At 72.4% G+C, this 26,895-nt stretch carries 19 protein-coding genes and 1 pseudogene; 8 read left to right on the top strand and 12 right to left on the bottom strand.

What is annotated here, in order from left to right:
- Positions 1–30: 30 nt before the first annotated feature.
- The 9 genes from ABZ385_RS10335 to ABZ385_RS10375 form a co-directional block, all read right to left on the bottom strand.
- Positions 31–1,797, bottom strand: a complete 1,767-nt coding sequence (locus ABZ385_RS10335; protein ID WP_358910824.1) for an IucA/IucC family siderophore biosynthesis protein — start codon at positions 1,795–1,797, stop codon at positions 31–33.
- Positions 1,794–2,357 (bottom strand): GNAT family N-acetyltransferase, encoded by a 564-nt coding sequence (locus tag ABZ385_RS10340; RefSeq protein ID WP_358910826.1) that lies wholly within the window; start codon positions 2,355–2,357, stop codon positions 1,794–1,796. The genes ABZ385_RS10335 and ABZ385_RS10340 overlap by 4 nt, the downstream gene beginning before the upstream one ends.
- Positions 2,354–3,661 (bottom strand): lysine N(6)-hydroxylase/L-ornithine N(5)-oxygenase family protein, encoded by a 1,308-nt coding sequence (locus tag ABZ385_RS10345; protein WP_358587832.1) that lies wholly within the window; start codon positions 3,659–3,661, stop codon positions 2,354–2,356. The genes ABZ385_RS10340 and ABZ385_RS10345 overlap by 4 nt, the downstream gene beginning before the upstream one ends.
- Positions 3,645–5,087 (bottom strand): aspartate aminotransferase family protein, encoded by a 1,443-nt coding sequence (locus ABZ385_RS10350; RefSeq protein WP_358587830.1) that lies wholly within the window; start codon positions 5,085–5,087, stop codon positions 3,645–3,647. The genes ABZ385_RS10345 and ABZ385_RS10350 overlap by 17 nt, the downstream gene beginning before the upstream one ends.
- 211 nt (positions 5,088–5,298) lie before the next feature.
- The gene (locus tag ABZ385_RS10355; protein WP_358587829.1) at positions 5,299–6,357 is read right to left on the bottom strand and encodes an ABC transporter substrate-binding protein; all 1,059 of its coding nucleotides are present in this window, start codon (positions 6,355–6,357) and stop codon (positions 5,299–5,301) included.
- A 149-nt stretch (positions 6,358–6,506) separates the two neighbouring features.
- Positions 6,507–7,661 carry an acyl-CoA dehydrogenase family protein gene (locus tag ABZ385_RS10360; protein ID WP_358587827.1) on the bottom strand — a complete coding sequence of 385 codons (1,155 nt, stop codon included), beginning with the start codon at positions 7,659–7,661 and terminating at the stop codon, positions 6,507–6,509.
- Positions 7,662–7,668: 7 nt separating this feature from the next.
- Positions 7,669–8,625, bottom strand: a complete 957-nt coding sequence (locus ABZ385_RS10365; RefSeq protein WP_358910828.1) for a hydroxymethylglutaryl-CoA lyase — start codon at positions 8,623–8,625, stop codon at positions 7,669–7,671.
- Positions 8,622–10,616, bottom strand: a complete 1,995-nt coding sequence (locus tag ABZ385_RS10370; protein WP_358910886.1) for a biotin carboxylase N-terminal domain-containing protein — start codon at positions 10,614–10,616, stop codon at positions 8,622–8,624. The genes ABZ385_RS10365 and ABZ385_RS10370 overlap by 4 nt, the downstream gene beginning before the upstream one ends.
- A 13-nt stretch (positions 10,617–10,629) precedes the next feature.
- Entirely contained in the window at positions 10,630–12,246 is a 1,617-nt protein-coding gene (locus ABZ385_RS10375; protein ID WP_358587821.1) for a carboxyl transferase domain-containing protein, read from the bottom strand.
- Positions 12,247–12,356: 110 nt separating this feature from the next.
- On the opposite strand from ABZ385_RS10375, the gene ABZ385_RS10380 reads away from it, so the two are divergent.
- The 4 genes from ABZ385_RS10380 to ABZ385_RS10395 all read left to right on the top strand — a co-directional run bounded on the left by ABZ385_RS10380 (position 12,357) and on the right by ABZ385_RS10395 (position 16,124).
- On the top strand, positions 12,357–12,950 hold the full coding sequence (locus ABZ385_RS10380) for a TetR/AcrR family transcriptional regulator (RefSeq protein ID WP_358587819.1): 594 nt from the start codon (positions 12,357–12,359) through the stop codon (positions 12,948–12,950).
- A gap of 84 nt (positions 12,951–13,034) precedes the next feature.
- Positions 13,035–14,192, top strand: coding sequence for an acyl-CoA dehydrogenase family protein (locus ABZ385_RS10385; protein ID WP_358587817.1), 1,158 nt, complete (start codon positions 13,035–13,037; stop codon positions 14,190–14,192).
- 36 nt (positions 14,193–14,228) lie between these two features.
- Entirely contained in the window at positions 14,229–15,098 is an 870-nt protein-coding gene (locus tag ABZ385_RS10390; RefSeq protein WP_358587814.1) for an acyl-CoA thioesterase II, read from the top strand.
- A 51-nt stretch (positions 15,099–15,149) separates the two neighbouring features.
- Positions 15,150–16,124: a cation diffusion facilitator family transporter gene (locus tag ABZ385_RS10395; RefSeq protein WP_358910830.1), complete on the top strand. Its 975-nt coding sequence runs from the start codon at positions 15,150–15,152 to the stop codon at positions 16,122–16,124.
- Between the two features lie 35 nt (positions 16,125–16,159).
- Here ABZ385_RS10395 and ABZ385_RS10400 read toward each other — a convergent pair whose 3' ends face one another.
- The gene (locus ABZ385_RS10400) at positions 16,160–16,948 is read right to left on the bottom strand and encodes a phosphatase (RefSeq protein WP_358910831.1); all 789 of its coding nucleotides are present in this window, start codon (positions 16,946–16,948) and stop codon (positions 16,160–16,162) included.
- A gap of 5 nt (positions 16,949–16,953) precedes the next feature.
- Entirely contained in the window at positions 16,954–18,462 is a 1,509-nt protein-coding gene (locus tag ABZ385_RS10405) for a PucR family transcriptional regulator (protein ID WP_358910833.1), read from the bottom strand.
- A 328-nt stretch (positions 18,463–18,790) separates the two neighbouring features.
- On the opposite strand from ABZ385_RS10405, the gene speB reads away from it, so the two are divergent.
- Both speB and ABZ385_RS10415 read left to right on the top strand, forming a co-directional pair.
- Positions 18,791–19,792: an agmatinase gene (gene speB, locus ABZ385_RS10410; protein ID WP_358585284.1), complete on the top strand. Its 1,002-nt coding sequence runs from the start codon at positions 18,791–18,793 to the stop codon at positions 19,790–19,792.
- 118 nt (positions 19,793–19,910) lie between these two features.
- A complete protein-coding gene (locus ABZ385_RS10415; RefSeq protein ID WP_358910835.1) occupies positions 19,911–21,605 on the top strand; it encodes a thiamine pyrophosphate-binding protein in 1,695 nt (564 codons plus the stop codon).
- 37 nt (positions 21,606–21,642) lie between these two features.
- Here ABZ385_RS10415 and ABZ385_RS10420 read toward each other — a convergent pair.
- Positions 21,643–21,750: pseudogene (locus ABZ385_RS10420) on the bottom strand (DUF397 domain-containing protein); the annotation flags it as partial.
- Positions 21,751–22,028: 278 nt separating this feature from the next.
- Between ABZ385_RS10420 and ABZ385_RS10425 the strand changes: the two are divergent.
- Positions 22,029–22,967, top strand: coding sequence for a serine hydrolase (locus tag ABZ385_RS10425; protein WP_358698712.1), 939 nt, complete (start codon positions 22,029–22,031; stop codon positions 22,965–22,967).
- A gap of 101 nt (positions 22,968–23,068) precedes the next feature.
- Positions 23,069–26,806, top strand: coding sequence for an ABC transporter ATP-binding protein (locus ABZ385_RS10430; protein WP_358910836.1), 3,738 nt, complete (start codon positions 23,069–23,071; stop codon positions 26,804–26,806).
- The last annotated feature ends 89 nt before the right edge of the window (positions 26,807–26,895 follow it).

Here is a 26,895-nt window from a genome sequence, read left to right on the forward strand (position 1 = left end):
CCGGGGACCGTCCCGGCGACCCCGTCCGGGTCAGGCGATCGGGTTCTTCAGCGTCCCGATCAGCTGGAGGGCGCCCGAGGGGTCCGCGAGGTCCACCATCTGCTCGTTGTCGCGCAGCTGGAGGCGGTTCAGGCAGGACAGCGCGAACTCCGGGGCGAACAGGTCGTACCGCCGGAACTTGTCCGCCAGGTGCGGCGTCGCCTCCTGGTAGGCGGTGACGCACTCCGCGACGGCTGTCCAGAACGCGTCCTCGTCGATGAGGCCCTCGGTGACGAGGTTCGCCGACAGGAAGCGGAAGAAGCAGTCGAAGACGTCCGTGAAGATCGACAGGAGCTTCTTGTCCTCGGGGACCTCCACGCGGATGCGCTCCACGACCGGCGGAAGGACCGCGTCCGGGTCCATCACCGCGATCTCCTCGGCGATGTCCTTGAAGATCGCGCGCTGGACGACGCCGTCCTTCAGGACGAGGATCACGTTCTCGCCGTGCGGCATGAAGACCAGGTCGTAGGCGTAGAAGCTGTGCAGCAGCGGCGTGAGGTACGCGTGCAGATAGCGGCGCAGCCACTCGGTCGGGGTAAGGCCCGAGCGTGCGACGAGCGCCCCCGCGAAGCTCGCGCCGTCGCGGTCGACGTGCAGCAGCGAGGCCATCGTGGCCAGCTGCTCGCCCTCGCCGAGGGACGCCACCGGGCTCTCGCGCCACAGCGCGGCGAGCATCTTGCGGTAGGGGGAGTAGCGGTCGGTGGCGGCCTCGTACTCCAGGTGGCGGTAGCCGACGGCGGCGCGCTCGCGGATGATCGTCAGGCCCGTCCCGCGCAGCGTCTCGTCGGTCTCGACGAGCTGCGCCAGCCAGTCGTTGATCGCCGGGGTCGCCTCCATGTACGCCGCCGAGAGGCCGCGCATGAAGCCCATGTTGATGACGGACAGGGCCGTCTTCACGTAGTGCTTCTCGGGGGAGGTCCGGTTGAAGAAGGTGCGGATCGACTGCTGTGCGAGGTACTCGTCGTCGCCCTCGCCGAGGCAGACGAGGCGCTGCCGGGCGACCTCGGCGGCGAAGGTCACCGACAGCTTGTTCCACCACTGCCAGGGGTGGACGGGGATGAGCAGGTACTCCTCGGGGTCGAGCCCCTGGTCGGTGAGGACGCGCCCGAAGCGGGCCAGGGTCTCCTCGCCCAGCTCGGCGCGGAAGAACGACTCGTGGTCGAGGCCGGCGCCCGCCGTGAACGCCGCCCGGTCCTTGCGCGCCGCCAGCCAGATCAGGCGTACGGGGCTCGCGGTCTCGGGAGCGTACGAGAGGTACTCGTGCACACCGAAGCCGAGCCGTCCGTTGTTCGCGACGAAGCAGGGGTGGCCCTCGGTCATGCCCGTCTCGATCTCCTGGAAGCCGGCGCGGGACAACTCGGCGGCGGACAGGGCGGGCTTGGTGAGCTTGTAGCAGGTGCCGGAGAGGGTGGAGGAGATCTCCTCCAGGTACACCGGCAGGATGGCGTCGCTCAGACCCAGCGCGCCGCGCAGCTCGGTGCAGAACTCCAGCATGTCCAGCGGGAGTTCGGTGCCGTCGCGGTGGCGGGTGATCGACTCGGCGTCGATCTGCCAGTGGTCCAGGCGCAGCACCCGGGCGGTGAAGCGGTAGCGGGTCAGGCCGTCGTCGGAGCGGACCACGTACGCGCCCTCGCCCAGCGGCTCGGGGGTGAGCAGGCGTTCGTGGGCGAACTCGGCGAGCGCCTTGCGCACGAGCAGACGGTTGGCTGTGGCCCAGCGCTCCGGGGTCAGGTGCGCCACGGCGTCGGACAGGGTCATATCGCCAGTTCCCTTTCACGTACTGCTGCTTCGAACTGCTCGCGGGTGCAGAAGCTCAGCAGGGCTTCCTTCTCCGGCTTTTGGATGACCGCCTCGGGCCGGAACCCGACGGTTTCGTTGAGGGCGTGCACGGCCGTGTTGCGCACGTCCGGTTCGACCACGACCCGCCGCGTCGCCGGGTCGGCGAACAGCTCCCGCATCACGGCGGTGATCACACCGCGGGTGAAGCCGGGGATGCGGACGGCGGAGGGCGCGGTGAGGAAGTGCATGCCGACGTCACCGGGCAGCGGCTCGTAGAGGCCGACGAGTTCGACGTACCGGGGGTCGTAACGCTCCATCAGGAACGACGGCACCCCCTTGTGCAGGCCGAGGAAGGCGTCGTGGTGCTCGGCGGCGGCGATGGCCATGTACTCGCGCTCGACGTCGGGCAGGGACGCGTCCTGCATCATCCAGAACGAGGCCTTGGGGTGCGTGACCCAGCCGTGCAGCAGCTCGGCGTCGGACAGGGGGTCGAGCGGGCGGAACGTGAAGTCGCCGCTCGCGTGGCGGTCGGCGGTCATATCAGGACTCCCTCGGGTGCCGCGAACTCCTGGAACGCGATGGACTTCTCGACCGGGTACACCTCGCGGCCGGTCAGCTCGCGGATGATGGACGCGTTGCGGTACGCGCCCATGCCGAGGTCGGGGCTGGTGATCGAGTGGGTGTGGACGGAGGCGTTCTGCACGAAGATGCCGTGCCCGGTGGTGTCGATGCTGTAGTTGCGCGCCACGTCGTAGCGGCCTCGGCCGTCCCAGCGGATGCGGTCGTGGACCGGCGCGAGGAAGTCGGGCACCTGGTAGCGGTAGCCGGTGGCGAGGATCAGGCCCTGGGTGCGCAGCCGGAACTCCTTGCCCTGCTCCTCCTGGCGCAGCCCCAGCGTGTACGTGCGGTCCGTGCTGTCGTAACTCGCTTCTGTCAGCGCGGTGTTGGTCAGCAGCCGGGTCGGGACGGGCCCGGTGAGGCTCTTCTGGTAGAGCAGGTCGAAGATGGCGTTGATCAGCTCGCCGTCGATGCCCTTGAACAGGCCCTTGTGCTGGGTCTCCAGGCGGTAGCGGGTCGCCTCGGGCAGCGCGTGGAAGTAGTCGATGTACTCCGGAGAGGTCATCTCCAGCGTCAGCTTGGTGTATTCGAGGGGGAAGAAGCGGGGCGAGCGGGTGACCCAGTTCAGCCGGTAGCCGTGGACGTCGATCTCGCTCAGCAGGTCGTAGTAGATCTCGGCGGCGGACTGGCCGCTGCCGACGAGCGTGATCGACTCCTTCTTCTGGAGCTGCGCCCTGCTCTGGAGGTAGCGCGAGTTGTGGATGGCGTCGCCGCCCAGGCCGTCGCAGGCCTCGGGCAGGTGCGGCGGTGTGCCGGTGCCGAGGACGAGGCGGCGGGCGCGGAACAGGTCACCGGCCGTGGTCTGCACGACGTACAGGCCGTCCTCGTGGGTGACCTCCTCGACCGTCGTGCTGAAGCGGATCGAGGAGAGCCGGGCCGCGGCCCAGCGGCAGTAGTCGTTGTACTCGGTGCGCAGCGGGTAGAAGTTCTCGCGGATGTAGAAGGAGTACAGCCGCCCCGATTCCTTCAGGTAGTTGAGGAAGGAGTACGGCGATGTCGGGTCGGCCAGGGTGACCAGGTCCGACATGAACGGCGTCTGGAGGTGGGCGCCCTCCAGGAACATCCCGGAGTGCCACTCGAAGTCCGGCTTGGACTCCAGGAACAGGCCGTTCAGCTCGTCCAGCGGTTCGGTCAGGCAGGCGAGGCCGAGGTTGAAGGGGCCGAGGCCGATGCCGATGAAGTCGTGCGTCGCGGGCGGCTGGTGGGGGTCAGCAGGCGCGGTCAAGGTTCTCTCCCAGGTACTGCTCGGCGTGGCCGGCGATGAGATCGAGGACAGCCGTGATGTCGGCGGTGGTGGTCTCGGGGTTGAGCAGGGTGAACTTCAGGTACTGGCGGTCGCCCACCTTGGTGCCCGCGACGACCGCGTCGCCGGAGGCGAACAGCGCCTTGCGGGCGTAGAGGTTGGCGCGGTCGATCGCGGAGGGGTCGCAGATCGCGGCGGGGATGTAGCGGAAGACGAGCGTGGAGAGCTGCGGCTCGACCACGACGTCGAAGCGGGGGTCGGCGGCGAGCAGCTTCCAGCCCTCGGTGGCCAGGTCGCAGACCTCGTCGAAGAGGTCGCCGATGCCGTCGGCGCCCATCACGCGCAGCGTCATCCACAGCTTCAGGGCGTCGAAGCGGCGGGTCGTCTGGAGGGACTTGTCGACCTGGTTGGGGATGCGCTCCTGCACCATGCGGCGCGGGTTGAGGTACTCCGCGTGGTACGTCGCGTGGGACAGCGTCGCCCGGTCGCGCACCAGCACCGCCGAGGAACTCACCGGCTGGAAGAAGGACTTGTGGTAGTCCACGGTGACGGAGTCGGCGTGCTCGATGCCGTCGAGGAGGTGCCGGTTCTTGCGGGAGGCGAGCAGTCCGCAGCCGTACGCCGCGTCCACGTGCAGCCAGGTGCCGTACTGGGCGCACAGCTCGGCGATCTCGGGCAGCGGGTCGATGGAGCCGAAGTCGGTGGTGCCCGCGGTGGCGACGACGGCCATGGGGGAGAGGCCCTCGCGCCGGCAGCGCTCCAGCTCGCGGGCGAGCGCCACGGTCCGCATGCGCTTGGTCCGGTCGGTGGGGATCACCACGACGGCGTCCTCGCCGAGGCCGAGCAGCCGGGCCGCCTTCTGGACGCTGAAGTGGCCGACCTCGGAGGCGAGGATGCGTACGCGGGCGGGGTCCCGCTCCTTGGTCTCCTCGCGGGCGAGCAGCAGGGCGTGGAGGTTGGACTGGGTGCCGCCGCTGGTGAACACCCCGTCGGCGGCCGGGCCGAGGCCGATGCGCTCGCAGGTCCAGTCGATCAGGCGGCGCTCGATGAGGGTGCCGCCCGCGGACTGGTCCCAGGTGTCGAGCGAGGAGTTGACGGCGGAGAGCACCGCCTCGCCCAGGAGGGCGGGGATGACGACCGGGCAGTTGAGGTGGGCGAGATAGCGCGGGTGGTGGAAGTAGACCGCGTCGCGCAGGTACAGCTCGTCGAGTTCGTCGAGCGCGGCGATGGTGTCGTGCAGGGGCTCGTCCAGGTCGACGGCCGCCACGCGGGGGGCGAGCTCGTCGACGGAGATGCCGCTGAACGGACGGGAGGTGGTGGCGAGTCGGGCCGCCACCCGCTCGACCCCTTCGGTCACGGAGCTGCGGTACCGCTCCGCGGTGGTGTCGTTGAGCAGGTGCGAGCGCATGAACTGTCCTCCAGGTGAGGGGACTTGGCCGGGCCCTCGGGGACAGGAGCGTGGGGAGCGGGGACCCGGCGTGGAACTAAGGGTAGCCTAACCTAAGTTGGTTACCCCTTGAACCCCAGGGGTCCCCATGTGTCACAAAAGCGGAGCCGCCCCCTCCGAAGGCGGAAGGGGCGGCTGATGACGCGGGGGTCGGGACGGGCGCCCGGCCGGCTCAGGCGGTCTTCTTGAGCTTCTTCGCCTTCTCGATCGCGTCCGCGAGGTCCTCCAGGATCGGGGCGCACTTGTCGTACGAGAAGATCGGCTCCGTGACGCGCGGGATGACCTGTCCGGCCTTGACGGCGGGCAGCTTCTTCCAGGTCGGCTTGGACTTGTCCAGGACGTCCGGCTGGAGGGCGGAGGTGCGGTTGTCCATCATGATGATGTCCGCGTGGTACTGGTCGACGTTCTCCCAGCTCAGGTTCTCGAACCAGCCGCCGGAGGCCTTCTTGGCCTTCTCCGGCGGCTCGACGAGGTTCACGCCGAGCGCCTTGAAGTACTCCAGGTCCGCCGAGAGGTCCGAACCGGAGACGTAGAACAGCTCCTGGCTCGCGGAGCCCACGAGCACCTTGATGTCCTTGTGGGCCTTGGCCACCTTGCGCAGCCGCTCGGAGGCGTCCTCGAAGCGCTTCTTCGCCTTGGCGACCTTGTCCGCCTTCACGTCCGCGCCGAGCGACTCCGCGAGCGCGAGGATGCGCTGGAGGGGCTGGGTCATCTGGCGGTCGTAGACGCTGATGCCGACGCTGGGGGCGAGCTTGTCGACCTTGCCCGCGTTCTCCTCCGGCACGTACCAGAGGGTGCCCTTGGCGTCGAACATCGTGGAGATCAGCACATCGGGCGCGAGGGAGGCGTACTTCTCGACGCTGAACTGGCCCCATTCGTTGCCGATGATCGTCAGCTTGCTGATGTCCATGTCGCCGGCCTGGACGTCGGGCTTGCCGTCCCCGGTCTTCGTCGGGCCGAAGACGCCCTTGCACTCGATGCCGTAGTCGAAGAGGGCGGCGGCGACGCCGGTGAAGGCGACGATGTTCTTCGGCGTCTTGTCGCGCTCGGCGGTCTTGCCGCGGTCGTCCTTGAAGCTCCAGGGGCCGGACTTGGCCGCGCCGCCGTCGGCCTTGGTGTCCCCGTCCTTTTTGTCGTTGCCGCAGGCCGCCAGGACGGCGGTGAGGCCGAGGGCGCCGCCGGCGGCGAGGATGCCGCGGCGGGAGAGCTGGGTCGGACGGGGCTGGGACATGTGGGTTCTCTGCTTTCGTGACGGTGCGGCGGCTCGGGGCCACTGGCCGGAAGTAGAGCTTAGGCTAGCCTAAGCTCACTTCGAGTCCGGGGGTCCCTCCCCGCCGCACCGCCCGAAGAGGCCGGGCGCCCTGTTTGCCTCGCCGGTGGTCAGCCCGCGAACCCCAGCTCCCGCGCGATGAGCATGCGCTGCACCTCGCTGGTGCCCTCGCCGATCTCCAGGATCTTGGAGTCCCGCCACATGCGGGCCACCGGGTACTCGTTCATGAAGCCGTACCCGCCGTGGATCTGGGTGGCCTCGCGGGCGTTGTCCACGGCGACCGTGGAGGAGTACAGCTTGGCGATGGCCGCCTCCTTCTTGAACGGCTCCCCGGCCACAAGGCGCGAGGCCGCGTCCCGCCAGCCGACCCGGGCCATGTGCGCCCGCGTCTCCATGTCGGCGAGCTTGAACTGGATGGCCTGGTTCGCCCCGATCGGCCTGCCGAACGCGTGCCGCTCCTTGGCGTACTTCACCGACTCGTCCACGCAGCCCTGGGCGAGCCCGGTGGCCAGCGCGGAGATCGCCACCCGGCCCTCGTCCAGGATGCGCAGGAACTGCGCGTAGCCGCGGCCCTCCTCGCCCAGGAGGTTGGCGAGCGGCACGCGGACGTCGGAGAAGGACAGCTCACGGGTGTCCGAGGCGTTCCAGCCGACCTTCGAGTACGGGGCCGCGACCGTGAAGCCCGGGGTGCCCGAGGGCACGATGATCGAGGAGATCAGCGGCCGTCCGTCCGGCTTGCGACCGGTGACGGCGGTGACCGTGACCAGACCGGTGATGTCCGTACCGGAGTTGGTGATGAAGCACTTCGAGCCGTTGATCACCCACTCGTCGCCGTCCCGCACCGCCGTGGTGCGGGTGCCGCCCGCGTCCGAACCGCCGTCCGGCTCGGTCAGCCCGAACGCGCCGAGCACCTCACCGGCGCACAGCCGGGGCAGCCACTGCCGCTTCTGCTCCTCGGTGCCGAACAGGTGCAGCGGCATCGCGCCGAGCGAGACGCCCGCCTCCAGGGTGATCGCCACCGAGGAGTCGACGCGGGCCAGCTCCTCCAGGGCGATGCCGAGCGCGAAGTAGTCGCCGCCCATCCCGCCGTACTCCTCCGGGAAGGGCAGGCCGAACAGGCCCATGCGGCCCATCTCGCGGACGATCTCGTAGGGGAACTCGTGGCGTTCGTAGAAGTCGCCGATCTTCGGGGCGACGACGTCGTGCGCGAACGCCTCGACGGTGCGGCGCAGTTCCTCGTGCTCGGGGCTCAGACGGTGGTCCATCGTATTCTCACTGCTCCTGGTGGGTCAGGGCGCGGACGGTGCGGGACGGGCTGGGCCGGCCGAGGCGGCCGGCCATCCAGGCGCTGGTGGCGCTGAGGCGGCCGAGGTCGACGCCGGTGTCGATGCCGAGGCCGTGCAGCATCCACACGAGGTCCTCGGTGGCGAGGTTCCCGGTGGCGCTCCTGGCGTACGGGCAGCCGCCGAGGCCGCCCGCGGAGGCGTCCACCGTCGTCACGCCCCGCTGGAGGGCGGCCAGGGTGTTGGCGAGCGCCTGGCCGTACGTGTCGTGGAAGTGCACGCCGACGCGCTCGACCGGCACGCCCGCCTCGCCCAGCGCGGTGAGCAGGGCGCCCACATGGCCGGGTGTGGCCACGCCGATGGTGTCGCCGAGGCTCAGCTCGTCGCACCCCATGTCGAGCAGGGCGCGGCAGACGCGCACGACCTGGTCGACGGGCACCGGGCCCTCCCAGGGGTCCCCGAAGCACATCGACAGATAGCCGCGCACGTGCATCCGCTGCTCCCGCGCGCGGGAGACCACCGGGTCGAACATGGCGAGGGCCTCGTCCACCGTGCGGTTGAGGTTGGCCTTGGCGAAGGACTCGGTGGCGCTGGCGAAGACGGCGACGCGGTGGGCGCCGAGCGCCAGGGCGCGGTCCAGGCCGCGCTCGTTCGGCACGAGGACCGGCAGGTACACGCCCCGCAGGTCGCCGAGGAGCGGGAAGAGCCGCTCGGCGTCGGCCAGTTGGGGCACCCACTTGGGGTGCACGAAGCTGGTCGCCTCGATGGTGGTCAGGCCCGCGTCGGCCAGGCGGTGGACGAACTCCGCCTTGATCTCGGTGGGGACCACCGACTTCTCGTTCTGCAGGCCGTCGCGGGCGCCGACCTCGTGGATGCGGACGCGGGCGGGCAGGCCCTCGCCCGGCACCCTCATGGGCAGCCCGCCGGGTGCGCTCGCGGTGGTCATGCCCGGCCCTCCTCGGTCGTCTCGTCGGCCGGGGTCACCACGGCGAGCAGTTGGTCCATGGCGACCGTCGAGCCCGGGGTGACGTCCAGCTCGGTGACCGTACCGGCGTGCGGGGCGGAGATGACGTGCTCCATCTTCATCGCCTCGACCACGAGCAGGCTCTGACCGGCGCTCACCCGGTCCCCGGGGGAGACCTTCACGACCGTGACGGTGCCCGGCATGGGGGCGGTCAGCGCGTCGGCCCCGGCGTGCGCGGCGCCGGTCAGGCTCGCCTCCACCGGGTCGTGGTCCCGCACGTGCCAGGCGTCGCCGTCGCGGCCCAGCCAGTCGCCCGCGCGGTGGAAGGTGTGCCGGACGCCGTCCACCGTGACGTGCACCCGGTCCGGGGTGACGGTGTGGCCGCTGCCGCGCAACCGGTGCGTGACGGGTTCGAGTCCCGCGGCCTGGAGCCAGTGCGTCACGGGCGCCGGGGTGCCGCCGAGCCGCCAGCCGCTCGGCACGGAGAACGGGTCCGTCCAGCCGTCCGGCGCGGGGGCGAGGGCGGCTTCGCGCACCGCTGCCGCCGCCTCGTACACCTCGTCGGGCACGCCGTCCGGGACCAGGGTGTCCACCTCGCGCTCCACGAGGCCGGTGTCGAGCTCGCCCGCCACCACCGCCGGGTGGGCGAGGAGTCTGCGCAGGAAGCCCGCGTTGGTCGGCACGCCCAGGGTGACCGTCTCGGCGAGGGCGGCCCGCAGCCGGCGCAGGGCCGTGGCCCGGTCGGGGCCGTAGGCGATGACCTTGGAGAGCATCGGGTCGTAGAGGCTGCCGACCTCCGTGCCCTCGCTGAGGCCCGAGTCGGTGCGCACGCCGTCGCCCTGCGGCTCGCGCAGGGAGAGGACCGTGCCGCCCGAGGGCAGGAACCCGCGCGCGCCGGCCTTGACGGACACGGTCTCGGCGCAGATCCGGGCCTCCACGGCGTGCCCGGTCAGGGTGATGTCGTCCTGCGTGAAGGGCAGGGGCTCCCCGGCGGCCACCCGCAGCTGCCACTCGACCAGGTCGAGACCGCGCCGGGAGGCGGCCTGCCCGAGGGAGACGACCAGCTCCGTGACGGGGTGCTCCACCTGGAGGCGGGTGTTCATCTCCATGAAGTAGTACGAGGAGGGGTCCTTGCCGGGGACGATGAACTCCACCGTCCCCGCGCCGGTGTAGCCGCAGGAGCGGGCCGCCTGGACCGCCGCCTCGCCCATCGCGGCGCGGGTGGCCTCGTCCAGCAGGACGCTGGGCGCCTCCTCGATGAGCTTCTGGTGGCGGCGCTGGAGGGAGCATTCGCGCTCGCCGAGGTGGACCACGTTCCCGTGGCCGTCCGCGAGGACCTGGATCTCGATGTGCCGGGGGCGGTCGACCCACCGCTCGACGAGGAGGGTGTCGTCACCGAAGGAGGCGCGGGCCTCGCGCCGGGCCGCCGCGATCTCCTCGGCGAGGAGGGCCTCGTCCCGCACCAGGCGCATGCCCTTGCCGCCACCGCCCGCGCTCGGCTTGAGGAGGACGGGCGTGCCGATCTCGCGGGCCGCGGCGGCCAGTTCGGCGTCGCTCAGGCCGCTTCCGCTGGAGCCGGGGACGACCGGGACGCCGGCCGCCCGCACGGTCTCCTTGGCGCGGATCTTGTCGCCCATCAGGTCGATCGCGGGGGCGGGGGGCCCGATGAAGGCGAGGCCGGCGTCGGCGCAGGCCTGCGCGAACGCGGCGTTCTCCGCGAGGAATCCGTAGCCGGGGTGGACCGCCTGGGCGCCGGAGGCGGCCGCCGCCCCGAGGATCCGCTCCACGGACAGATAGCTCTCGGCGGCCGGCGGCGGACCGATCCGTACGGCGGTGTCGGCCTCGCGCACATGGCGGGCGTCCGCGTCCGCGTCGCTGAACACCGCGACCGAGCGGATGCCCAGCGCGCGCAGCGTGCGGATGACGCGGACCGCGATCTCGCCCCGGTTGGCGACCAGGACCGTGTCGAACATCGTCATTCGTTCCTCACATCCGGAAGACGCCGAAGCCGGGCTCGCCCAGCGGTGCCCCGGCGCACGCGGTCAGGGCGAGGCCGAGGACCTGCCGGGTCTCCAAGGGGTCGATGACGCCGTCGTCCCAGAGGCGGGCCGTGGCGTAGTAGGCGTTGCCCTGCTCTTCGTACTGCGCGCGGATGGGGTCCTTGAAGGCCTCCTCGTCCTCGGGGGCCCACTGCTCGCCGCGCGCCTCCACCTGGTCGCGCTTGACGGTGGCGAGGACGGAGGCGGCCTGCTCGCCGCCCATCACGGAGATCTTGGCGTTCGGCCACATCCACAGGAAGCGGGGGCTGTAGGCCCGGCCGCACATGGAGTAGTTGCCCGCGCCGTACGAACCGCCGACCACGACCGTCAGCTTGGGCACGCGCGTGCACGCCACGGCCGTGACCATCTTCGCGCCGTGCTTGGCGATGCCGCCCGCCTCGTAGGCGCGCCCGACCATGAAGCCGGAGATGTTCTGCAGGAAGACCAGGGGGATGCCGCGCTGGTCGCACAGCTCGATGAAGTGGGCGCCCTTCTGGGCGGATTCGGCGAACAGGATGCCGTTGTTCGCGACGATCCCCACCGGGTGGCCGTGCAGGTGGGCGAAGCCCGTCACCAGCGTCGTGCCGTACTCCGCCTTGAACTCGGCGAAGCGGGAGCCGTCGACCACGCGCGCGATGACTTCCCGTACGTCATAGGGGGTGCGGGAGTCCGTCGGCACCGCGCCGTACAGCCCGAGGGGGTCGACCTTGGGCTCCTCCACGGGCTGGACGGGCCAGGGCGGGGCGGTGCGCCCGGGGAGGGTGGAGACGATGGTGCGCACGATGCGCAGGGCGTGCGCGTCGTCCTCGGCGAGGTGGTCGGTCACCCCGGAGATCCGCGAGTGGACCTCGCCGCCGCCCAGTTCCTCGGCGGTGACGACCTCGCCGGTCGCCGCCTTCACCAGGGGCGGGCCGCCGAGGAAGATCGTGCCCTGGTTCCGCACGATCACCGCCTCGTCGCTCATCGCGGGGACGTACGCCCCGCCGGCCGTGCAGGAGCCGAGGACCGCCGCGATCTGGGGGATGCCGGCGCCCGACATCCGCGCCTGGTTGTAGAAGATCCGCCCGAAGTGCTCGCGGTCGGGGAAGACCTCGTCCTGCATCGGCAGGAAGGCGCCGCCCGAGTCGACCAGGTACAGGCACGGGAGGCGGTTCTCCAGGGCCACCTCCTGGGCGCGCAGGTGCTTCTTCACCGTCATGGGGTAGTACGTGCCGCCCTTGACGGTGGCGTCGTTGGCCACGACGACGCACTCGCGTCCCGCGACCCGGCCGATCCCGGCGATGACGCCGGCCGCCGGCGCCTGCCCGCCGTACAGCCCCTCGGCCGCGAGGGGCGCCAGCTCCAAGAAGGGCGAGCCCGGGTCCAGGAGCGTGTCCACGCGGTCCCGGGGCAGCAGCTTGCCGCGCGCCACATGGCGGGCCCGCGCCCGCTCCCCGCCGCCGAGCCGGGCCGCGGCGAGCCTGGCCCGCAGCTCCTCCACGAGGGCGGTGTGCCCCGCCTCGTTCTCCCGCCATGCCTCGGACGCGGGATCTGCCGCGCTCGTCAGCACTGGTGCCTGCCGCATCAGTCGAGCCCCCTTGCTCGGTCCACCCGTCACGCCCGGATCGGTTAATGAGCGTTAACGTGTTTCCCTCAGGTTAACGACCGCTAACCGGACTGTCTAGAATTGATTCCATGGCCACCAGAACCGACGCCCCCACCCGCCGCGAGCAGATCCTCAAGGAGGCCGCCCGGCTCTTCGCCGAGCGCGGCTTCCACGGCGTCGGCGTGGACGAGATAGGTGCCGCCGTCGGCATCAGCGGCCCCGGTCTGTACCGGCACTTCGCGGGCAAGGACGCGATGCTCGCGGAGCTGCTCGTCGGCATCAGCGGGCAGCTCCTGACGGGCGGCAAGCGGCGCGTGGGCGAGACGGACGGCTCGCCGGACCAGGTCCTCGACTCGCTCATCGAGGGGCACATCGACTTCGCCCTCGACGACCGCTCCCTGATCACCCTGCACGACCGCGAGCTGGACCGCCTGCGCGACAGCGACCGCAAGCTGGTCCGCCAGCTCCAGCGGCAGTACGTGGAGATCTGGGTCGAGGTGGTGCGCGAGGTCTACCCCGGCCTCGCCGAGAACGCGGCGCGGGTGTCGGTGCACGCCGTCTTCGGGCTGCTGAACTCCACGCCGCACCTGAGCCGCCGCGACGCGCTGCCCAGCCGGGCGGCCATGGCGCGGCTGCTGCACCGCCTGGCGCGCGGGGCGTTCGCGGCGGCGGCCGCGGAGTGACCTGCGTCTCTGGACGCTCTGGTGACCGCCGGGTAACCTTCCTCTGAGCAAGCGCTTAGTCGATGTGGGCAGAGGGAGTACTCCGTGCGCCGTACCGTTTTCGATGAGGACCACGAGGCATTCCGGCAGACCCTGCGCGCCTTCATCGAGGCCGAGGTCGTCCCGGTGTACGACGAGTGGTTCGCCGCCGGCCAGGTGCCGCGCGAGTTCTACTCCAAGCTCGCCGAGCTGGGCCTGTTCGGGATCAACGTCCCCGAGGAGTTCGGCGGCGCCGGCCTGGACACGCACAAGTTCGAGGCCATCCAGTACGAGGAGACGGCCCGCGCGGGCGTCACCTTCGGCGGCTCCGGCGTGCACGTCCTGCTCGCCCTGCCCTACATCAAGATGCTCGCCACCGACGAGCAGAAGAAGCGCTACCTGGAGAAGTTCGTCTCCGCCGAGGAGATGTGGGCCCTCGCGATGACCGAGCCGGGCACCGGCTCCGACGTCGCGGGCATGAAGACCACCGCCAAGCTCTCCGCGGACGGCACGCACTACGTCCTCAACGGCGCCAAGACCTTCATCACCGGCGGTGTGCACGCCGACCGCGTGATCGTCTGCGCCCGCACCTCCGCGCCCACCGCCGAGGACCGCCGCTTCGGCATCTCCCTGTTCGCCGTCGACACCAAGTCCGAGGGCTACTCCGTCGGCCGCAAGCTGGACAAGCTCGGCCTGAAGACCTCCGACACCGCCGAGCTGGCGTTCGTCGACGTCAAGGTCCCCGTGGAGGACCTCCTCGGCGAGGAGAACAAGGGCTTCTACTACCTCGGCAGCAACCTCCCCTCCGAGCGCTGGGGCATCGCCTTCGGGGCGTACGCGCAGGCCAAGGCCGCCGTCCGGTTCGCCAAGGAGTACGTCCAGGACCGCACGGTCTTCGGCAAGCCGGTCGCGTCCTTCCAGAACACCAAGTTCGAACTGGCCGCCTGCCAGGCCGAGGTGGACGCCGCCGAGGCCGTCGCCGACCGCGCCCTGGAGGCCCTGGACGCGGGCGAGCTGACCGCCGCCGAGGCCGCCTCCGCCAAGCTGTTCTGCACCGAGGTCGCGCACCGCGTCATCGACCGCTGCCTCCAGCTGCACGGCGGCTACGGCTTCATGAACGAGTACCCCATCGCCCGCCTGTACGCGGACAACCGCGTCAACCGCATCTACGGCGGCACCAGCGAGGTCATGAAGATGATCATCGCGAAGAACATGGGCCTCTGAGAGCCGCTGCCCCAACCGCGCGGTAGAACTACCCCCATGAACCAGGCACTTGACGCCCTCCTCGACCTGCTCGACCTGGAGCAGATCGAGGAGGACATCTTCCGGGGCGTGAGCCGCTCGGCGCTCGTGCCCCGCGTCTTCGGCGGCCAGGTCGCCGCGCAGGCCCTCGTCGCCGCAGGGCGCACCGTCCCCGGCGACCGGCCCGCGCACTCCCTGCACGCGTACTTCCTGCGGCCGGGCGATCCGGGCGCGCCGATCGTCTACACCGTCGACCGCATCCGCGACGGCCGCTCCTTCACCACGCGGCGCGTCGTCGCCGTCCAGCACGGGCAGCCGATCTTCCACCTCTCCGCGTCCTTCCAGACGTACGAGGAGGGCCTGGAGCACCAGGCGGCGATGCCGGCCGCGCCCGACCCCGAGACGCTGCCCACGGCCGCCGAGACGCTGCCCCGCCAGCTGCCCGCGCCGGTCGCCCGGCGGCTGATCGAGGCGCGCGCGGCGGTCGACCTGCGCTACGTCGACGTGCCGCCCTGGGGCACCGTCGGCCAGCCCCGCGAGCCGCGCTCCCAGGTGTGGTTCCGGACCAACGGCAAGCTCGCCGACGACGCCTGCGGCTCCCTGCTGCACGTCTGCCTCGCCACGTACGTCTCGGACATGACCCTGCTCGACTCGGTGCTGCTCGCGCACGGCCGGGGCGGCTGGGCGGTCGGCGACGTCGTCGGGGCCTCCCTGGACCACGCCATGTGGTTCCACCGCCCCTTCCGCGCCGACGAGTGGCTGCTCTACGACCAGGAGTCGCCGTCCGCCTCGGGCGGCCGCGGCCTCGGCCAGGCGCGGATCTGGACGCGCGACGGGCGCCTCGCGGTGACCGTCATCCAGGAAGGCGTCGTGCGCGTCCCGCGCTGAGCCCGGGGGCGGGGTTCGCGTTCCCCGCTGATCGGACATACCGTCCGGTACATGAGTGAGCAACCGTCAGAGAAGTCGCAGGGCGGCGGCGAGAGCACGGCCACGGTCGTCGTCGCCGCCGTGGCCAACCTCGGGATCGCCCTGGCCAAGGCCGTCGCCGGTGTCATCAGCGGCTCCAGCGCGATGCTCTCCGAAGCGGCGCACTCCGTGGCGGACACCGTCACCGAGCTGATGCTGCTCGTCTCCCTCAAGGCCGGCGACAAAGCCGCCGACGAGGAACACCCGCTCGGCTACGGAGGGGCCCGGTACATCTGGGCACTGCTCGCCTCCGTCGCCACCTTCGTCGGCGGCGGCATCTTCGCGATCTACGACGGCCTCCACACCCTCACCCACGGCGAGGCGCCGGGCGACCCGCTCATCTCGTACATCGTGCTCGGCGTCGCCTTCCTCCTGGAGGGCTACTCGCTGCGGACCGGCCTCAAGCAGGCACGCGGCGAGGCCGACCGCTACGGGGTGCGCCTCAAGCGCTATCTGCGGCACACCCCCGACACGGCGGTCAAGGCCGTCGTCATGGAGGACTCGGCGGCCCTCGCGGGCCTCCTGCTCGCCGCGGCCGGACTGCTGGGCGGGCAGCTCACCGGCTCCGGTGTCTGGGACGGCGTCGCCTCGCTGTGCATCGGCGTGCTGCTCGTGTACGTCGCCTGGGTCCTCGGGCACGCCAACGCCGAGCTGCTGATCGGCCGTCCGCTGCCGCGCGAGATGCGGGACACGGTGCGGGCCGAGCTGCTCGCCGACCCGCACGTGGTGGCCGTACTGGAGCTGACCACGCTGCTCCAGGGCCCCAAGGAGGCGCTGGTCGCCGCGAAGGTCGACTTCCGGGACATGTCGAGCGCCGCGGACATCGAGCGGGCCTGTGACCGCATGGCGCGCCGCATCCAGGAGCGCTTCCCCTCGATCAGGCGCGTCTACCTGGACCCGACCCCGGGCACGGGGGAGGAGCCGGCCGGGGGCCCGGGTCAGGACTGAGAGGTCTGGGACTGAGGGGTCCAGGGCTGAGGGGTCTAGGACTGAGGGGTCAGCCCTGCCGCGTCCAGCAGGTAGGCGGTCATCGGGTCGTAGTGGCGGGGGCTCGTGACGTGGTCGTCCAGGGGGACGGTCACCTGCACCGTGCCCTCCGCCTCCCCGATGAACAGCGCCGGGTCGTTGCAGTCCGCGTAGCCCACCGAGTCCAGGCCGCGCTGGCCCGCGCGCCCGGCCCAGCCGTGGTCGGCGACCACCAGGTCGGGCCGGGGGCGGCCGGCGCGCTCCAGGCCGTCCAGGACGGCGTTCATCGGCTCGGGGGAGTGCGTGTGCCACAGGGTCGCGCCGCGCTCCAGGACCGCCACGTCCGCGAACTGGAAGACCATGCCCTCGTCGGCCATCAGGCCCTCGGGGATCACCACGATCTCGCAGCCCGCCGCGCGCAGGGCGGCGGCCGTCGCGCGGTGCACGTCGAGCAGGCCTCCGGGGTGCCCGGTGGCGAACAGGACGCTCTCCTTGCCGGCGGCGGCCTTGCGCAGGCGGCCCGCCATGCGCTCCAGGGCGTCGACCGTCAGCTCCGGGTCGATGGTGTCCTGGCCCTGCCGGTGCCCGGGGTCGTCGATGACGCCGCAGCGCTCGGCCATCACCGCGAGGACGTCCTGCTCGTCGCTCCAGCGGTCGCCGAGCTCCAGGCCGAGCCAGTAGTGACGGTCGCCGTTCGCGAGCTTCCTGTAGTGGCTGAGGTTGTTCTCGCGGGGAGTGGCGACGTCGCCCGCGATGCGGGTGCGGACGAGGTGGTCGACGAGCGCGGCACGGGTGGATATCGGCATGGCTCCTATTGTGCGGGACGAGCGCTCTGCGGAGCACGGACACCGGGCCGCTCCCGGTTCAGCGCGAACCACAGCTCCATCCGTACGTCCGGGTCGTCCACGTCCCTGCCCAGGAGTGCGGCACAGCGCGCGATCCGCTGGCGCACGGTGTTGCGGTGGACCGTGAGCGCGACCGCCGTGCGGTCCCAGCTGCCGTGCAGGGACAGCCAGGTCCGCAGGGTCACGGTCAGCGCCTCGTTCCCGGCGAGCGGGGCGAGCAGCACGCGCGCGTGGGCGTCGGCCTCCTCCGGGTCGACCAGCGCGGCGAGGCCGTTGGCGTGGTGGCGCACCAGGGGCCGCCGGGTGGCCTCCGCGCGGCGCAGGGCGCGGGCGGCCTGGGCATCCGCGGCCGCGAGGTCGCCGGGGGCGGCGGCCGCGGAGACGCCGAGGGTCCAGCCGTGCGCGGGGGCGACCTCGCGATCGGCGGGGACGAGCAGGCGTACGACGTCCTCGCGCGGGTCGACCAGGGGGGTGCCGAGCGCCGCGGCGAGCGCGGCGGCGGCCAGCGGGGTGCGCTCCCCGCGCGCGTGGACCACGCTCCACGTCTCGCTCCCCAGGAGGGGCCCGGTCTCTTCCGGGGGCGCCCCGAGGAGCAGCCGTACGAGCGCCGCCGAGCGGGCCGCTTCGGAGGCGCCCTGGTGTTCGCCGGTGAGCAGGGAGAGCAGGACGACCGCCGCTCCCGCGATGGTGTGGTCGCCGCTCTCGCGGCGTTCCGTGGCGACGCCGAGCGCGAAGCCGCGGCCGCCGCCGAGCGCGTAGGCGGCCAGATGCGTGGTGCCGGCCGTGTCGGTGGCGGAGGCCGGGGCGGCGGGCGCGGCACGCCGGACGACGCCCGTCAGCTCCCGCAGGGCCGTCCGTGCCGCCACCCGCGCCTGCCCCTCCACCTGGAGCTCGGTGCCGTCGGGCCCGTAGAGCGCCGCGAGGCCGCCGAGCCGCGCCGCGAGCCGGCGCAGGACGGCGGGGACGGGGTCGGGCCGTGCCGCGGCCGTCGCGAGGGCCTGCTGCGCCTCGGCCACCCGGCGCAGCTCCCGGTGCCGGGCCTCGGCCATCAGCCGCCACACCGCGCGGGCGACGCCGCTGAAGGTGGTGCGCGGCGGCACCTCCAGGAGGGGCAGCCCGCGGCGGTCGCAGGCCGCCACCAGGGCGGGCGGCACCGTGTCGTGCACGGGGGCGACACCGAAGCCGAGGGCCGCGCCGCCCGCCGCGACGATGCGGGCCACGTAGGCGTCGAGGTGGTCGTCGGCGCCCGCGGGGTCGGTGATGTGCACGCCCGCGGTCAGGAGCAGCTCGCCGCCCAGGAGGTACGGGTAGGGGTCGGCCATCTCCGAGGTGTGCACCCACTGGACGGCGGTGTCCGCACTGTCCGGGCCCGCGATCTGCCGCAGGCCGAGGTCGGCGCGGGCCAGCAGCGCGGCGAGCGGGACGGGCTCGGTGGGGGGTGCCGTCGGGCCCGGCGGGCCGGTGGGCTCGGCCATGGTGGACGTTCCATCCGTATCGGTCGTGCGGTGTGGAGGAAACGTACACTTCAGCGCGGCTTATCGGCCACTTAGGGTCGTGCCGACCGCATGCCGTGGGGACGGGCGGATGTCCCCGGGGCCGGTCAGCACCCCCCCATCGGCACGACACGCCGCCGAGGTGCGCGCGAGGAAAGCTCGCCATGGCCGACGGGCCTCTCGCCGGTCGCGGCGCCAGAGAGCCGGAACCGGGCGCTTCGGTGGCGGTCCGGCTTGCGCGCGGCCTGTTGTCGGTGGGGCGCGCGACACTTGTACCGCAGTACTCGCATCAGCAGGAGGCACACCGACCATGAGCAGCGCCGAGAACCCGACGACCCCCCGCGGCCCCGTCGACTCCTCCCGCATCCCCCGGTACGCGGGCCCGGCGACGTACGCGCGCCTGCCCCGCCTGGACGAGGTCGGCGGGAAGACGGACGTCGCCGTGGTCGGCGTGCCCTTCGACTCGGGCGTCTCCTACCGCCCCGGCGCCCGCTTCGGCGGCAACGCCATCCGTGAGGCCTCCCGCCTCCTGCGCCCCTACAACCCGGCGCAGGACGCCTCGCCCTTCGCGCTCGCCCAGGTCGCGGACGCCGGCGACATCGCCGCGAACCCGTTCAACATCAACGAGGCGGTGGAGACCATCGAGGCCGCCGCCGACGACCTGCTCGGCACCGGCGCCCGCATGATGACCCTCGGCGGCGACCACACCATCGCCCTGCCGCTGCTGCGCTCCGTCGCCAAGAAGCACGGCCCGGTCGCCCTGCTGCACTTCGACGCCCACCTGGACACCTGGGACACCTACTTCGGCGCCGAGTACACGCACGGCACGCCGTTCCGCCGGGCCGTCGAGGAGGGCATCCTCGACACCGAGGCGCTCTCCCACGTCGGCACGCGCGGCCCGCTCTACGGCAAGCAGGACCTCACCGACGACGAGAAGATGGGCTTCGGCATCGTCACCTCGGCGGACGTCTACCGCCGCGGCGCCGACGAGGTCGCCGACCAGCTGCGCCAGCGCATCGGCGACCGCCCGCTGTACATCTCCATCGACATCGACTGCCTCGACCCGGCCCACGCCCCCGGCACCGGCACGCCCGAGGCGGGCGGCATGACCTCCCGCGAGCTGCTGGAGATCCTGCGCGGCCTGTCCTCCTGCAACCTCGTCTCGGCCGACGTCGTGGAGGTCGCCCCGGCCTACGACCACGCGGAGATCACCGCCGTCGCCGCCTCCCACACGGCGTACGAACTGACGACGATCATGAGCAGGCAGATCGCCGCCGCCCGCGCCGACGGCGGGGAGCAGCAGGCGAAGTGACCATGGCCGTGAGGCCGTCGGGCACCGGGACCCGCCGGGCCGCGCGCGGACCGGCGGCCCGAGTGCCCGGCCCGACGCCCGCCGGGTCCGCGCCCCGGCGAGAAGGAGAAGACGCCGCATGACCCACGACCACGACCTGTTGCTGCGCCCCACGCCGCGCCAGACGGAGGCCGCCCTGAACCCGCCCGCCGGGCGCACCGGCGGCGACCTGGTCGTCGAGACCCTCGCCGGGCTCGGCGCGACCACCGTCTTCGGGCTGCCGGGCCAGCACGTGCTGGGCGTGTTCGACGCGCTGCGGCGCTCCTGTCTGACGTACGTGGGTCTGCGCGTCGAGAACAACACCGGGTTCGCGGCGGACGCGTACGGCCGCATCACCGGTGAGGTGGCCCCGCTGCTGCTGTCCGCCGGGCCCGGCGCGCTGACCTCGCTCGCCGCGCTCCAGGAGGCGGCGGCGGCCTCCTCGCCGGTCCTCGCGATCGCCGGCCAGGTGCCGGTGGCGGGCCTCGGCGGCGGGCGCCACGGCTATCTGCACGAGCTGCGCGACCAGCAGGCGTCCTTCCGCGACCTCGTGAAGTCCGTCCACACGGTGCGGACGGCCTCCCAGATCCCCTCGGCGATCGCCGCGGCCTGGCAGTCCGCGCTGACCGCGCCGCACGGACCGGTCTGGGTGGAGATCCCGCAGGACGTGCTCCTCGCCGAGACGACGCTGCCGGTCGTCACGGCGATGGACGCGACCCCGGACGAGGTCGTCCCGCGCCCCGAGCTGACGGCCGTCGCCGCCGACCTGCTCGCGCGGGCGGAGCGGCCGGCGATCGTCGCGGGCGGCGGCGTCGTACGTGCGGACGCCTCGGGCAAGCTGCTTGCCCTGGCGGAGCTGGTGAACGCCCCCGTGGTCACGACCTTCGGCGGCAAGGGCGCCTTCCCCTGGGAGCACCCGCTCTCCCTCCAGTCGTGGCTGGAGGACCGCCACACCACCGACTTCCTGGAGGACGCGGACGTCCTGCTCGTGGTCGGCTCGGGGCTCGGCGAACTGTCCTCGAACTACCACACGTTCCGGCCGCGCGGCCGGGTCGTCCAGATCGAGGCCGACGCCGGGAAGCTGGAGTCCAACCACCCCGGGCTCGGCATCCACGCGGACGCGCGGCTCGCGCTGTCGGCCCTCCTGGAGACGATCGACGCGCCCCGCGAGGACCCCGGGGCCCCCGAGCGGGTGGCGGCCCTCCTGGGCAGGGTCCGCGAGCGGATCGCGGCCCAGGACCGCACGCTGGAGCAGCGGGTGCTGGCCGCCGTGCGCGAGGCGCTGCCGGACGCGGCGCCGTCCTTCTGGGACATGACGATCCTCGCGTACTGGGCCTGGTCGGCGTTCGACGCCAGGCGCCCCAACACCATGCACTCGGCGCAGGGCGCGGGCGGCCTCGGCTACGGCTTCCCGGCGGCGCTGGGCGCGGCGGTCGCCGACCCGTCCCAGCCGGTCCTCGCGGTCTCCGGCGACGGCGGCGCGATGTACTCGATCGCCGAGCTGGCGACGGCTCGGCAGTACGACCTGCCGGTGACCTGGCTGATCGTGGACGACGGTGGCTACGGCATCCTGCGCGAGTACATGTCCGACGCCTTCGGCGAGGCGACCGCGACGGAACTGGCCCGCCCGGACTTCGTGGCCCTCGCGGAGTCCTTCGGCGTCCCCGGGGTCCGTACGACCCCGGAAACTCTCCGCGCCGACCTGTCGAAGGCGCTGGCCGAGCCGGGACCGTCGGTGGTGGTGTTCCCGGCGGTGCTGAAGATGTTCGCGCCGACGCACCTTGCAGGGGGCTGAGACCGGCGCGCCGAGTGTGACGCGGCGCCCGCCACACTCAGCCGGTGAGCTGTCCGGCCTTGACGGCGGTGATGAACGTGGCCCGACCATTCGCCGCGAACAGCAACGCGGGGCCGTGCGGCGCCTTGGAGTCGCGGACGGGCACGCCGGTGGGGCACCGAGTCCCTGCGGGACGTGATCCGGGTCGCCCGCAGTCGCGGGGCCCGGCTGCCCGTAGGCGCGTACGACGGCGGCCCCGAGGAAGGGGAGGGGGAGGGCGAGGGGGAGGAAAACTGCCCGGCGGGGTGACCGTCTTGGCTGATCAGCGGGATTTTTCGTACAACCATCCCGGGCTCCGGCGAGTCATGTGGGACGAGCGTGGCCGAGTGCCCGCTTGTACGGGCCCACGGGGGGTTCTGTACGGACCCAAGGGGGAAAGACTCCATGACTCACCCGGTATCCGGGACATCCCGGCGCGCCCGCACGCTCGCGGCGGGCCTCGCCGCCGGGGTGCTCGCGCCGCTCGCCGTGTCCGCGACCGCCACGCCCGCCGTCGCCGCGCCCGCGCCGACGGTCAGCTGCACCTCCGGGCAGGCCGGCCTCGCCGCCAAGCTCACCAAGGACATCACCGCGGCCCTGAAGGACCGCAAGGGCACCATCGCGGTCGCTCTGCGCGACCGCACCACGAACACCACCTGCACCCTGCGCGCGGGCACCTCGTTCGACTCGGCCAGCGTCGTCAAGGCGACCGTCCTCGCGACGCTCCTGTGGGACGCGAAGAAGACCGAGCGGAAGCTCACGGAGCGCGAGTCGGACCTCGCGTACGCCATGATCACCAGCTCGGACAACGCGGCCACCAGCACCCTCTGGCGCCAGCTCGGCACGGGAAAGATCAACGCTTTCCTGAAGGCCGCCAAGATGACGAAGACCGTGCCGGGCGCCGACGGCTACTGGGGCCTGACCCGGATCAACGCGGCCGACGAGCAGAAGCTCCTCGCGCTGATCACCGCCAAGAACGACGTCCTGAGCGACAACGCGCGCGCCTACATGCTCAAGCTGATGGGCAAGGTCATCACCTCCCAGCGCTGGGGCACCCCCGCGGGCGCGCCCGCCGGTGTCGAGATCCACGTCAAGAACGGCTGGCTCCAGCGTTCGACGCACGGCTGGCGGGTGCACAGCATCGGCGCCTTCAACGGCGGCGGCCACGACTACACGATCTCCGTGCTCACCCACGGCAACAGCAGCATGAACTACGGCGTCGCCACCATCCAGGGCGTGGCCAAGGCCATCCACAAGGACCTGGCGCCCCGCGCCTCGGCGGCCGGCCGCTACACCCCCACGGACACCCCGCGTGAGGCGTTCGTGGCCGTGCCCGGCAACTGAGCCCCGGCGCCCCCTCGGGGGCGCGGTTCGTTGCGGCGGGATGAAATCCGCGTCCCGCCGCGTTGGGCCTCTCGGCAGGTCAGGTCGACGGGAGGCAACTGGTGGCGGACGAACGGGGCGGGTCCGGGCGGCAGCAGGCCGGCTGGGCCAAGCGGCTCACCGGATACGCGTGGCGGTACCCGAAGGACGTCGTGCTCGCGCTCGGCTCCTCGCTCGCCGGCATGGCCGTGATGGCCCTCGTGCCGCTGATCACCAAGGTGATCATCGACGACGTCATCGGGGAGGACGGGCGGGGCGGCGGCCGGTCCATGGGCCCCTGGGCGGGCGCGCTGATCGGCGCGGCCGTCCTCGTCTACGTCTTCACCTACATCCGCCGCTACTACGGCGGCCGGCTCGCCCTGGACGTCCAGCACGACCTGCGCACCGAGATGTACGGGACGATCACCCGGCTCGACGGGCGGCGCCAGGACGAGCTGTCCACCGGCCAGGTCGTCGGCCGCGCCACCAGCGACCTCCAGCTCATCCAGGGCCTGCTCTTCATGCTGCCGATGACCATCGGCAACATCCTGCTCTTCGTGATCTCCCTGGTGATCATGGCGTGGCTCTCCCTGCCGCTGACCCTCGTCGCGCTCGCCGTCGCCCCCGCCCTGTGGTTCATCGCCCGCCGCTCCCGCTCCCGGCTGCACCCCGCGACCTGGTACGCGCAGGCCCAGGCCGCCGCCGTCGCCGGTGTGGTGGACGGCGCCGTCAGCGGCGTACGCGTGGTGAAGGGCTTCGGGCAGGAGGACCAGGAGACCGGCAAGCTCCGCGAGGTCGGGCGCAAGCTGTTCGCCGGGCGGATGCGGACCATCCGCCTCAACTCCCGCTACACCCCCGCCCTCCAGGCCGTCCCCATGCTGGGGCAGGTCGCCATGCTGGCCCTCGGCGGCTGGCTGGCCGTGCGCGGCCAGATCACCCTGGGCACGTTCGTCGCCTTCTCCACCTACCTCGCGCAGCTCGTCGGCCCGGTGCGGATGCTCGCCATGGTCCTCACCGTGGGACAGCAGGCCCGCGCCGGTGTCGAACGGGTGCTCGAATTGATCGACACCGAGCCGAGCATGAGCGACGGCACCAAGGAACTGCCCGCCGACGCCCCCGCCACCGTCGAGTTCGACGACGTCGCCTTCGCCTACGAGGACGACCGCCCCGTCCTGGACGGACTGTCCTTCCAGATAGCCCCCGGCGAGACCCTCGCCGTCGTCGGCTCCTCCGGCAGCGGCAAGTCGACCGTCTCGCTGCTGCTGCCCCGCTTCTACGACGTGACGCACGGCGCCGTCCTCATCGGCGGGCACGACGTGCGCGAGCTGACGCTCGACTCCCTGCGCTCCGCCATCGGCCTCGTGCCCGAGGACTCCTTCCTCTTCTCCGACACGGTCCGCGCGAACATCGCGTACGGCCGTCCCGAGGCCGGCCAGGAGCAGATCGAGGCCGCCGCGCGCGCCGCCCAGGCCCACGGGTTCATATCCGAGCTGCCCGACGGCTACGACACCACCGTCGGCGAGCACGGCCTCACCCTCTCCGGCGGCCAGCGCCAGCGCATCGCGCTCGCCCGCGCCATCCTCACCGACCCCCGCCTGCTCGTCCTGGACGACGCGACCTCGGCGGTGGACGCGCGCGTGGAGCACGAGATCCACGAGGCGCTGCGCGCCGTCATGGCGGGCCGCACGACGCTGCTCATCGCCCACCGCCGCTCCACCCTGAACCTCGCCGACCGCATCGCGGTCCTGGACGGCGGCCGCCTCGCCGACGTCGGCACCCACGAGGAGCTGGTGGAGCGCTCGCCCCTCTACCGGCGCCTGCTCACCGACCCCGACGAGCTGGGCGGCGTCTCGCCCGGCCACGCGCTCCCCGCCGACCTGCCCGAGGACACCTCCGTACGCGCCGAGCTGGACGCCGAGTTCGACGCGGAGCGCGGCATCACGCCCGCCCTGTGGACCGGCGACCGCGAGCCCAAGGACACCGCGCTGTCCGGGATGCCGTCCACGCCCGAGCTGCTCGCCCAGGTCGACGCGCTGCCCCCGGCCGACGACCGGCCCGGCATCGACGAGGCGCGGGCCGTCACCCCCGAGGAGTCGTACAACCTGCGCAGGCTGCTCGCCGGGTTCGGGCTGCCGCTGCTGGTGAGCCTGCTGCTCGTCGCCGTCGACGCGGGCATGGGCCTGCTGCTGCCCGTCCTGATCCGGCACGGCATCGACGAGGGCGTCAACCAGCTCGCGCTCGGCGCCGTCTGGGCCGCCTCGGGGCTGGCCCTCGCCGCCGTCGCCGTGCAGTGGGCGGCGCAGACCGGCGAGGTGCGGATGACGGGACGCACCGGCGAGCGGGTCCTGTACTCGCTGCGGCTGAAGATCTTCGCGCAGCTCCAGCGGCTCGGGCTCGACTACTACGAGCGGGAGCTGACCGGGCGGATCATGACCCGGATGACCACGGACGTGGACGCCCTGTCCTCGTTCCTCCAGACGGGCCTGGTCACCGCCTTCGTCTCCGTCGTCACCTTCTTCGGCATCATGGCCGCCCTGCTCGTCATCGACGTACAGCTCGCCCTGGTCGTCTTCGCGACGCTGCCGCTGCTGGTCGTCGGCACGTACTTCTTCCGCAAGTCCAGCGTGAAGGCCTACGAACTGGCCCGCGAGCGCGTCTCCGCCGTCAACGCCGACCTCCAGGAGTCCGTCGCCGGGCTGCGCATCGTGCAGGCCTTCGGGCGCGAGCGCTCGGGCGCCGAGCGGTTCGCCCGCAACAGCGACAGCTACCGCCAGGCCCGCATCCGCGGCCAGTGGCTGATCTCCGTGTACTTCCCGTTCGTGCAGTTCCTCTCCTCCGCCGCCGTCGTCGCCGTGCTGATCGTGGGCGCGGGCCGGGTCCAGGCGGGCACCCTGACCACCGGCGCGCTGGTCGCCTACCTGCTCTACATCGACCTGTTCTTCGCGCCCGTGCAGCAGCTCTCCCAGGTCTTCGACGGCTACCAGCAGGCCACCGTCTCGCTCGGCCGCATCCAGGAGCTGCTCCAGGAGCCGACCTCCACCCAGGCCGCCGACGAGCCCCTGGACGTCCTCTCGCTGCGCGGCGAGATCGCCTTCGAGGACGTGCGGTTCGCCTACAACGGCGAGGAGGCGGCCCTCACCGACGTGCGGCTGCGGATACCCGCCGGCCAGACCGTCGCCTTCGTCGGCGAGACCGGCGCGGGCAAGTCGACGCTCGTGAAGCTCGTCGCCCGCTTCTACGACCCGACGAGCGGGCGGGTGACGGTGGACGGCACCGACCTGCGCTCCCTGGACCTCACCGCCTACCGCCACCGCCTCGGCGTCGTCCCGCAGGAGGCCTACCTCTTCGCGGGCACGGTCAGGGACGCCATCGCCTACGGCCGCCCCGACGCCACGGACGCCCAGGTCGAGGCCGCCGCCCGCGCGGTCGGCGCGCACGACATGATCGCCACCCTCGACGGCGGCTACCTCCACGAGGTCACCGAGCGGGGCCGCAACCTCTCCGCCGGGCAGCGCCAGCTGATCGCGCTGGCCCGCGCCGAGCTGGTCGACCCCGACATCCTGCTCCTCGACGAGGCCACCGCCGCCCTCGACCTCGCCACGGAGGCGCAGGTCAACCAGGCCACCGACCGCATCGCCGGCAAGCGCACCACGCTGGTGGTCGCCCACCGCCTCACCACGGCCGCCCGCGCGGACCGCGTCGTCGTGATGGACCACGGGCGCGTCGCCGAGGACGGCACGCACGAGGAGCTGCTGGCCCGGGAGGGGCGGTACGCGCGGCTGTGGCGGACCTTCGTGGGGGAGCCGGTGGAGACCGCCTGAGCCCGCCCGGGCCCGCCGAGCCCGAGGGGGATCGCCCGCACCGGCCCGGGGTACGAGAGCGCCCGGAACGCAAAAGCCGAGGGCCGCAC

Origin of the sequence: Streptomyces sp. NPDC005898, from assembly GCF_040629635.1 — a bacterium.
Lineage (GTDB): Bacteria > Actinomycetota > Actinomycetes > Streptomycetales > Streptomycetaceae > Streptomyces.

Excerpts from the sequence above, each read along its gene's own strand:
- ABZ385_RS10395 (WP_358910830.1), top strand. The coding sequence starts at position 15,150 with ATGAGTGAGCAACCGTCAGAGAAGTCGCAGGGCGGCGGCGAGAGCACG.
- ABZ385_RS10370 (WP_358910886.1), bottom strand. The coding sequence starts at position 10,616 with ATGTTCGACACGGTCCTGGTCGCCAACCGGGGCGAGATCGCGGTCCGC.
- ABZ385_RS10360 (WP_358587827.1), bottom strand. The coding sequence starts at position 7,661 with ATGGACCACCGTCTGAGCCCCGAGCACGAGGAACTGCGCCGCACCGTC.
- ABZ385_RS10400 (WP_358910831.1), bottom strand. The coding sequence starts at position 16,948 with ATGCCGATATCCACCCGTGCCGCGCTCGTCGACCACCTCGTCCGCACC.
- ABZ385_RS10340 (WP_358910826.1), bottom strand. The coding sequence starts at position 2,357 with ATGACCGCCGACCGCCACGCGAGCGGCGACTTCACGTTCCGCCCGCTC.
- ABZ385_RS10350 (WP_358587830.1), bottom strand. The coding sequence starts at position 5,087 with ATGCGCTCGCACCTGCTCAACGACACCACCGCGGAGCGGTACCGCAGC.
- ABZ385_RS10375 (WP_358587821.1), bottom strand. The coding sequence starts at position 12,246 with ATGCGGCAGGCACCAGTGCTGACGAGCGCGGCAGATCCCGCGTCCGAG.
- ABZ385_RS10390 (WP_358587814.1), top strand. The coding sequence starts at position 14,229 with ATGAACCAGGCACTTGACGCCCTCCTCGACCTGCTCGACCTGGAGCAG.
- speB (WP_358585284.1), top strand. The coding sequence starts at position 18,791 with ATGAGCAGCGCCGAGAACCCGACGACCCCCCGCGGCCCCGTCGACTCC.
- ABZ385_RS10365 (WP_358910828.1), bottom strand. The coding sequence starts at position 8,625 with ATGACCACCGCGAGCGCACCCGGCGGGCTGCCCATGAGGGTGCCGGGC.
- ABZ385_RS10425 (WP_358698712.1), top strand. The coding sequence starts at position 22,029 with ATGACTCACCCGGTATCCGGGACATCCCGGCGCGCCCGCACGCTCGCG.
- ABZ385_RS10380 (WP_358587819.1), top strand. The coding sequence starts at position 12,357 with ATGGCCACCAGAACCGACGCCCCCACCCGCCGCGAGCAGATCCTCAAG.
- ABZ385_RS10405 (WP_358910833.1), bottom strand. The coding sequence starts at position 18,462 with ATGGCCGAGCCCACCGGCCCGCCGGGCCCGACGGCACCCCCCACCGAG.
- ABZ385_RS10355 (WP_358587829.1), bottom strand. The coding sequence starts at position 6,357 with ATGTCCCAGCCCCGTCCGACCCAGCTCTCCCGCCGCGGCATCCTCGCC.
- ABZ385_RS10335 (WP_358910824.1), bottom strand. The coding sequence starts at position 1,797 with ATGACCCTGTCCGACGCCGTGGCGCACCTGACCCCGGAGCGCTGGGCC.
- ABZ385_RS10415 (WP_358910835.1), top strand. The coding sequence starts at position 19,911 with ATGACCCACGACCACGACCTGTTGCTGCGCCCCACGCCGCGCCAGACG.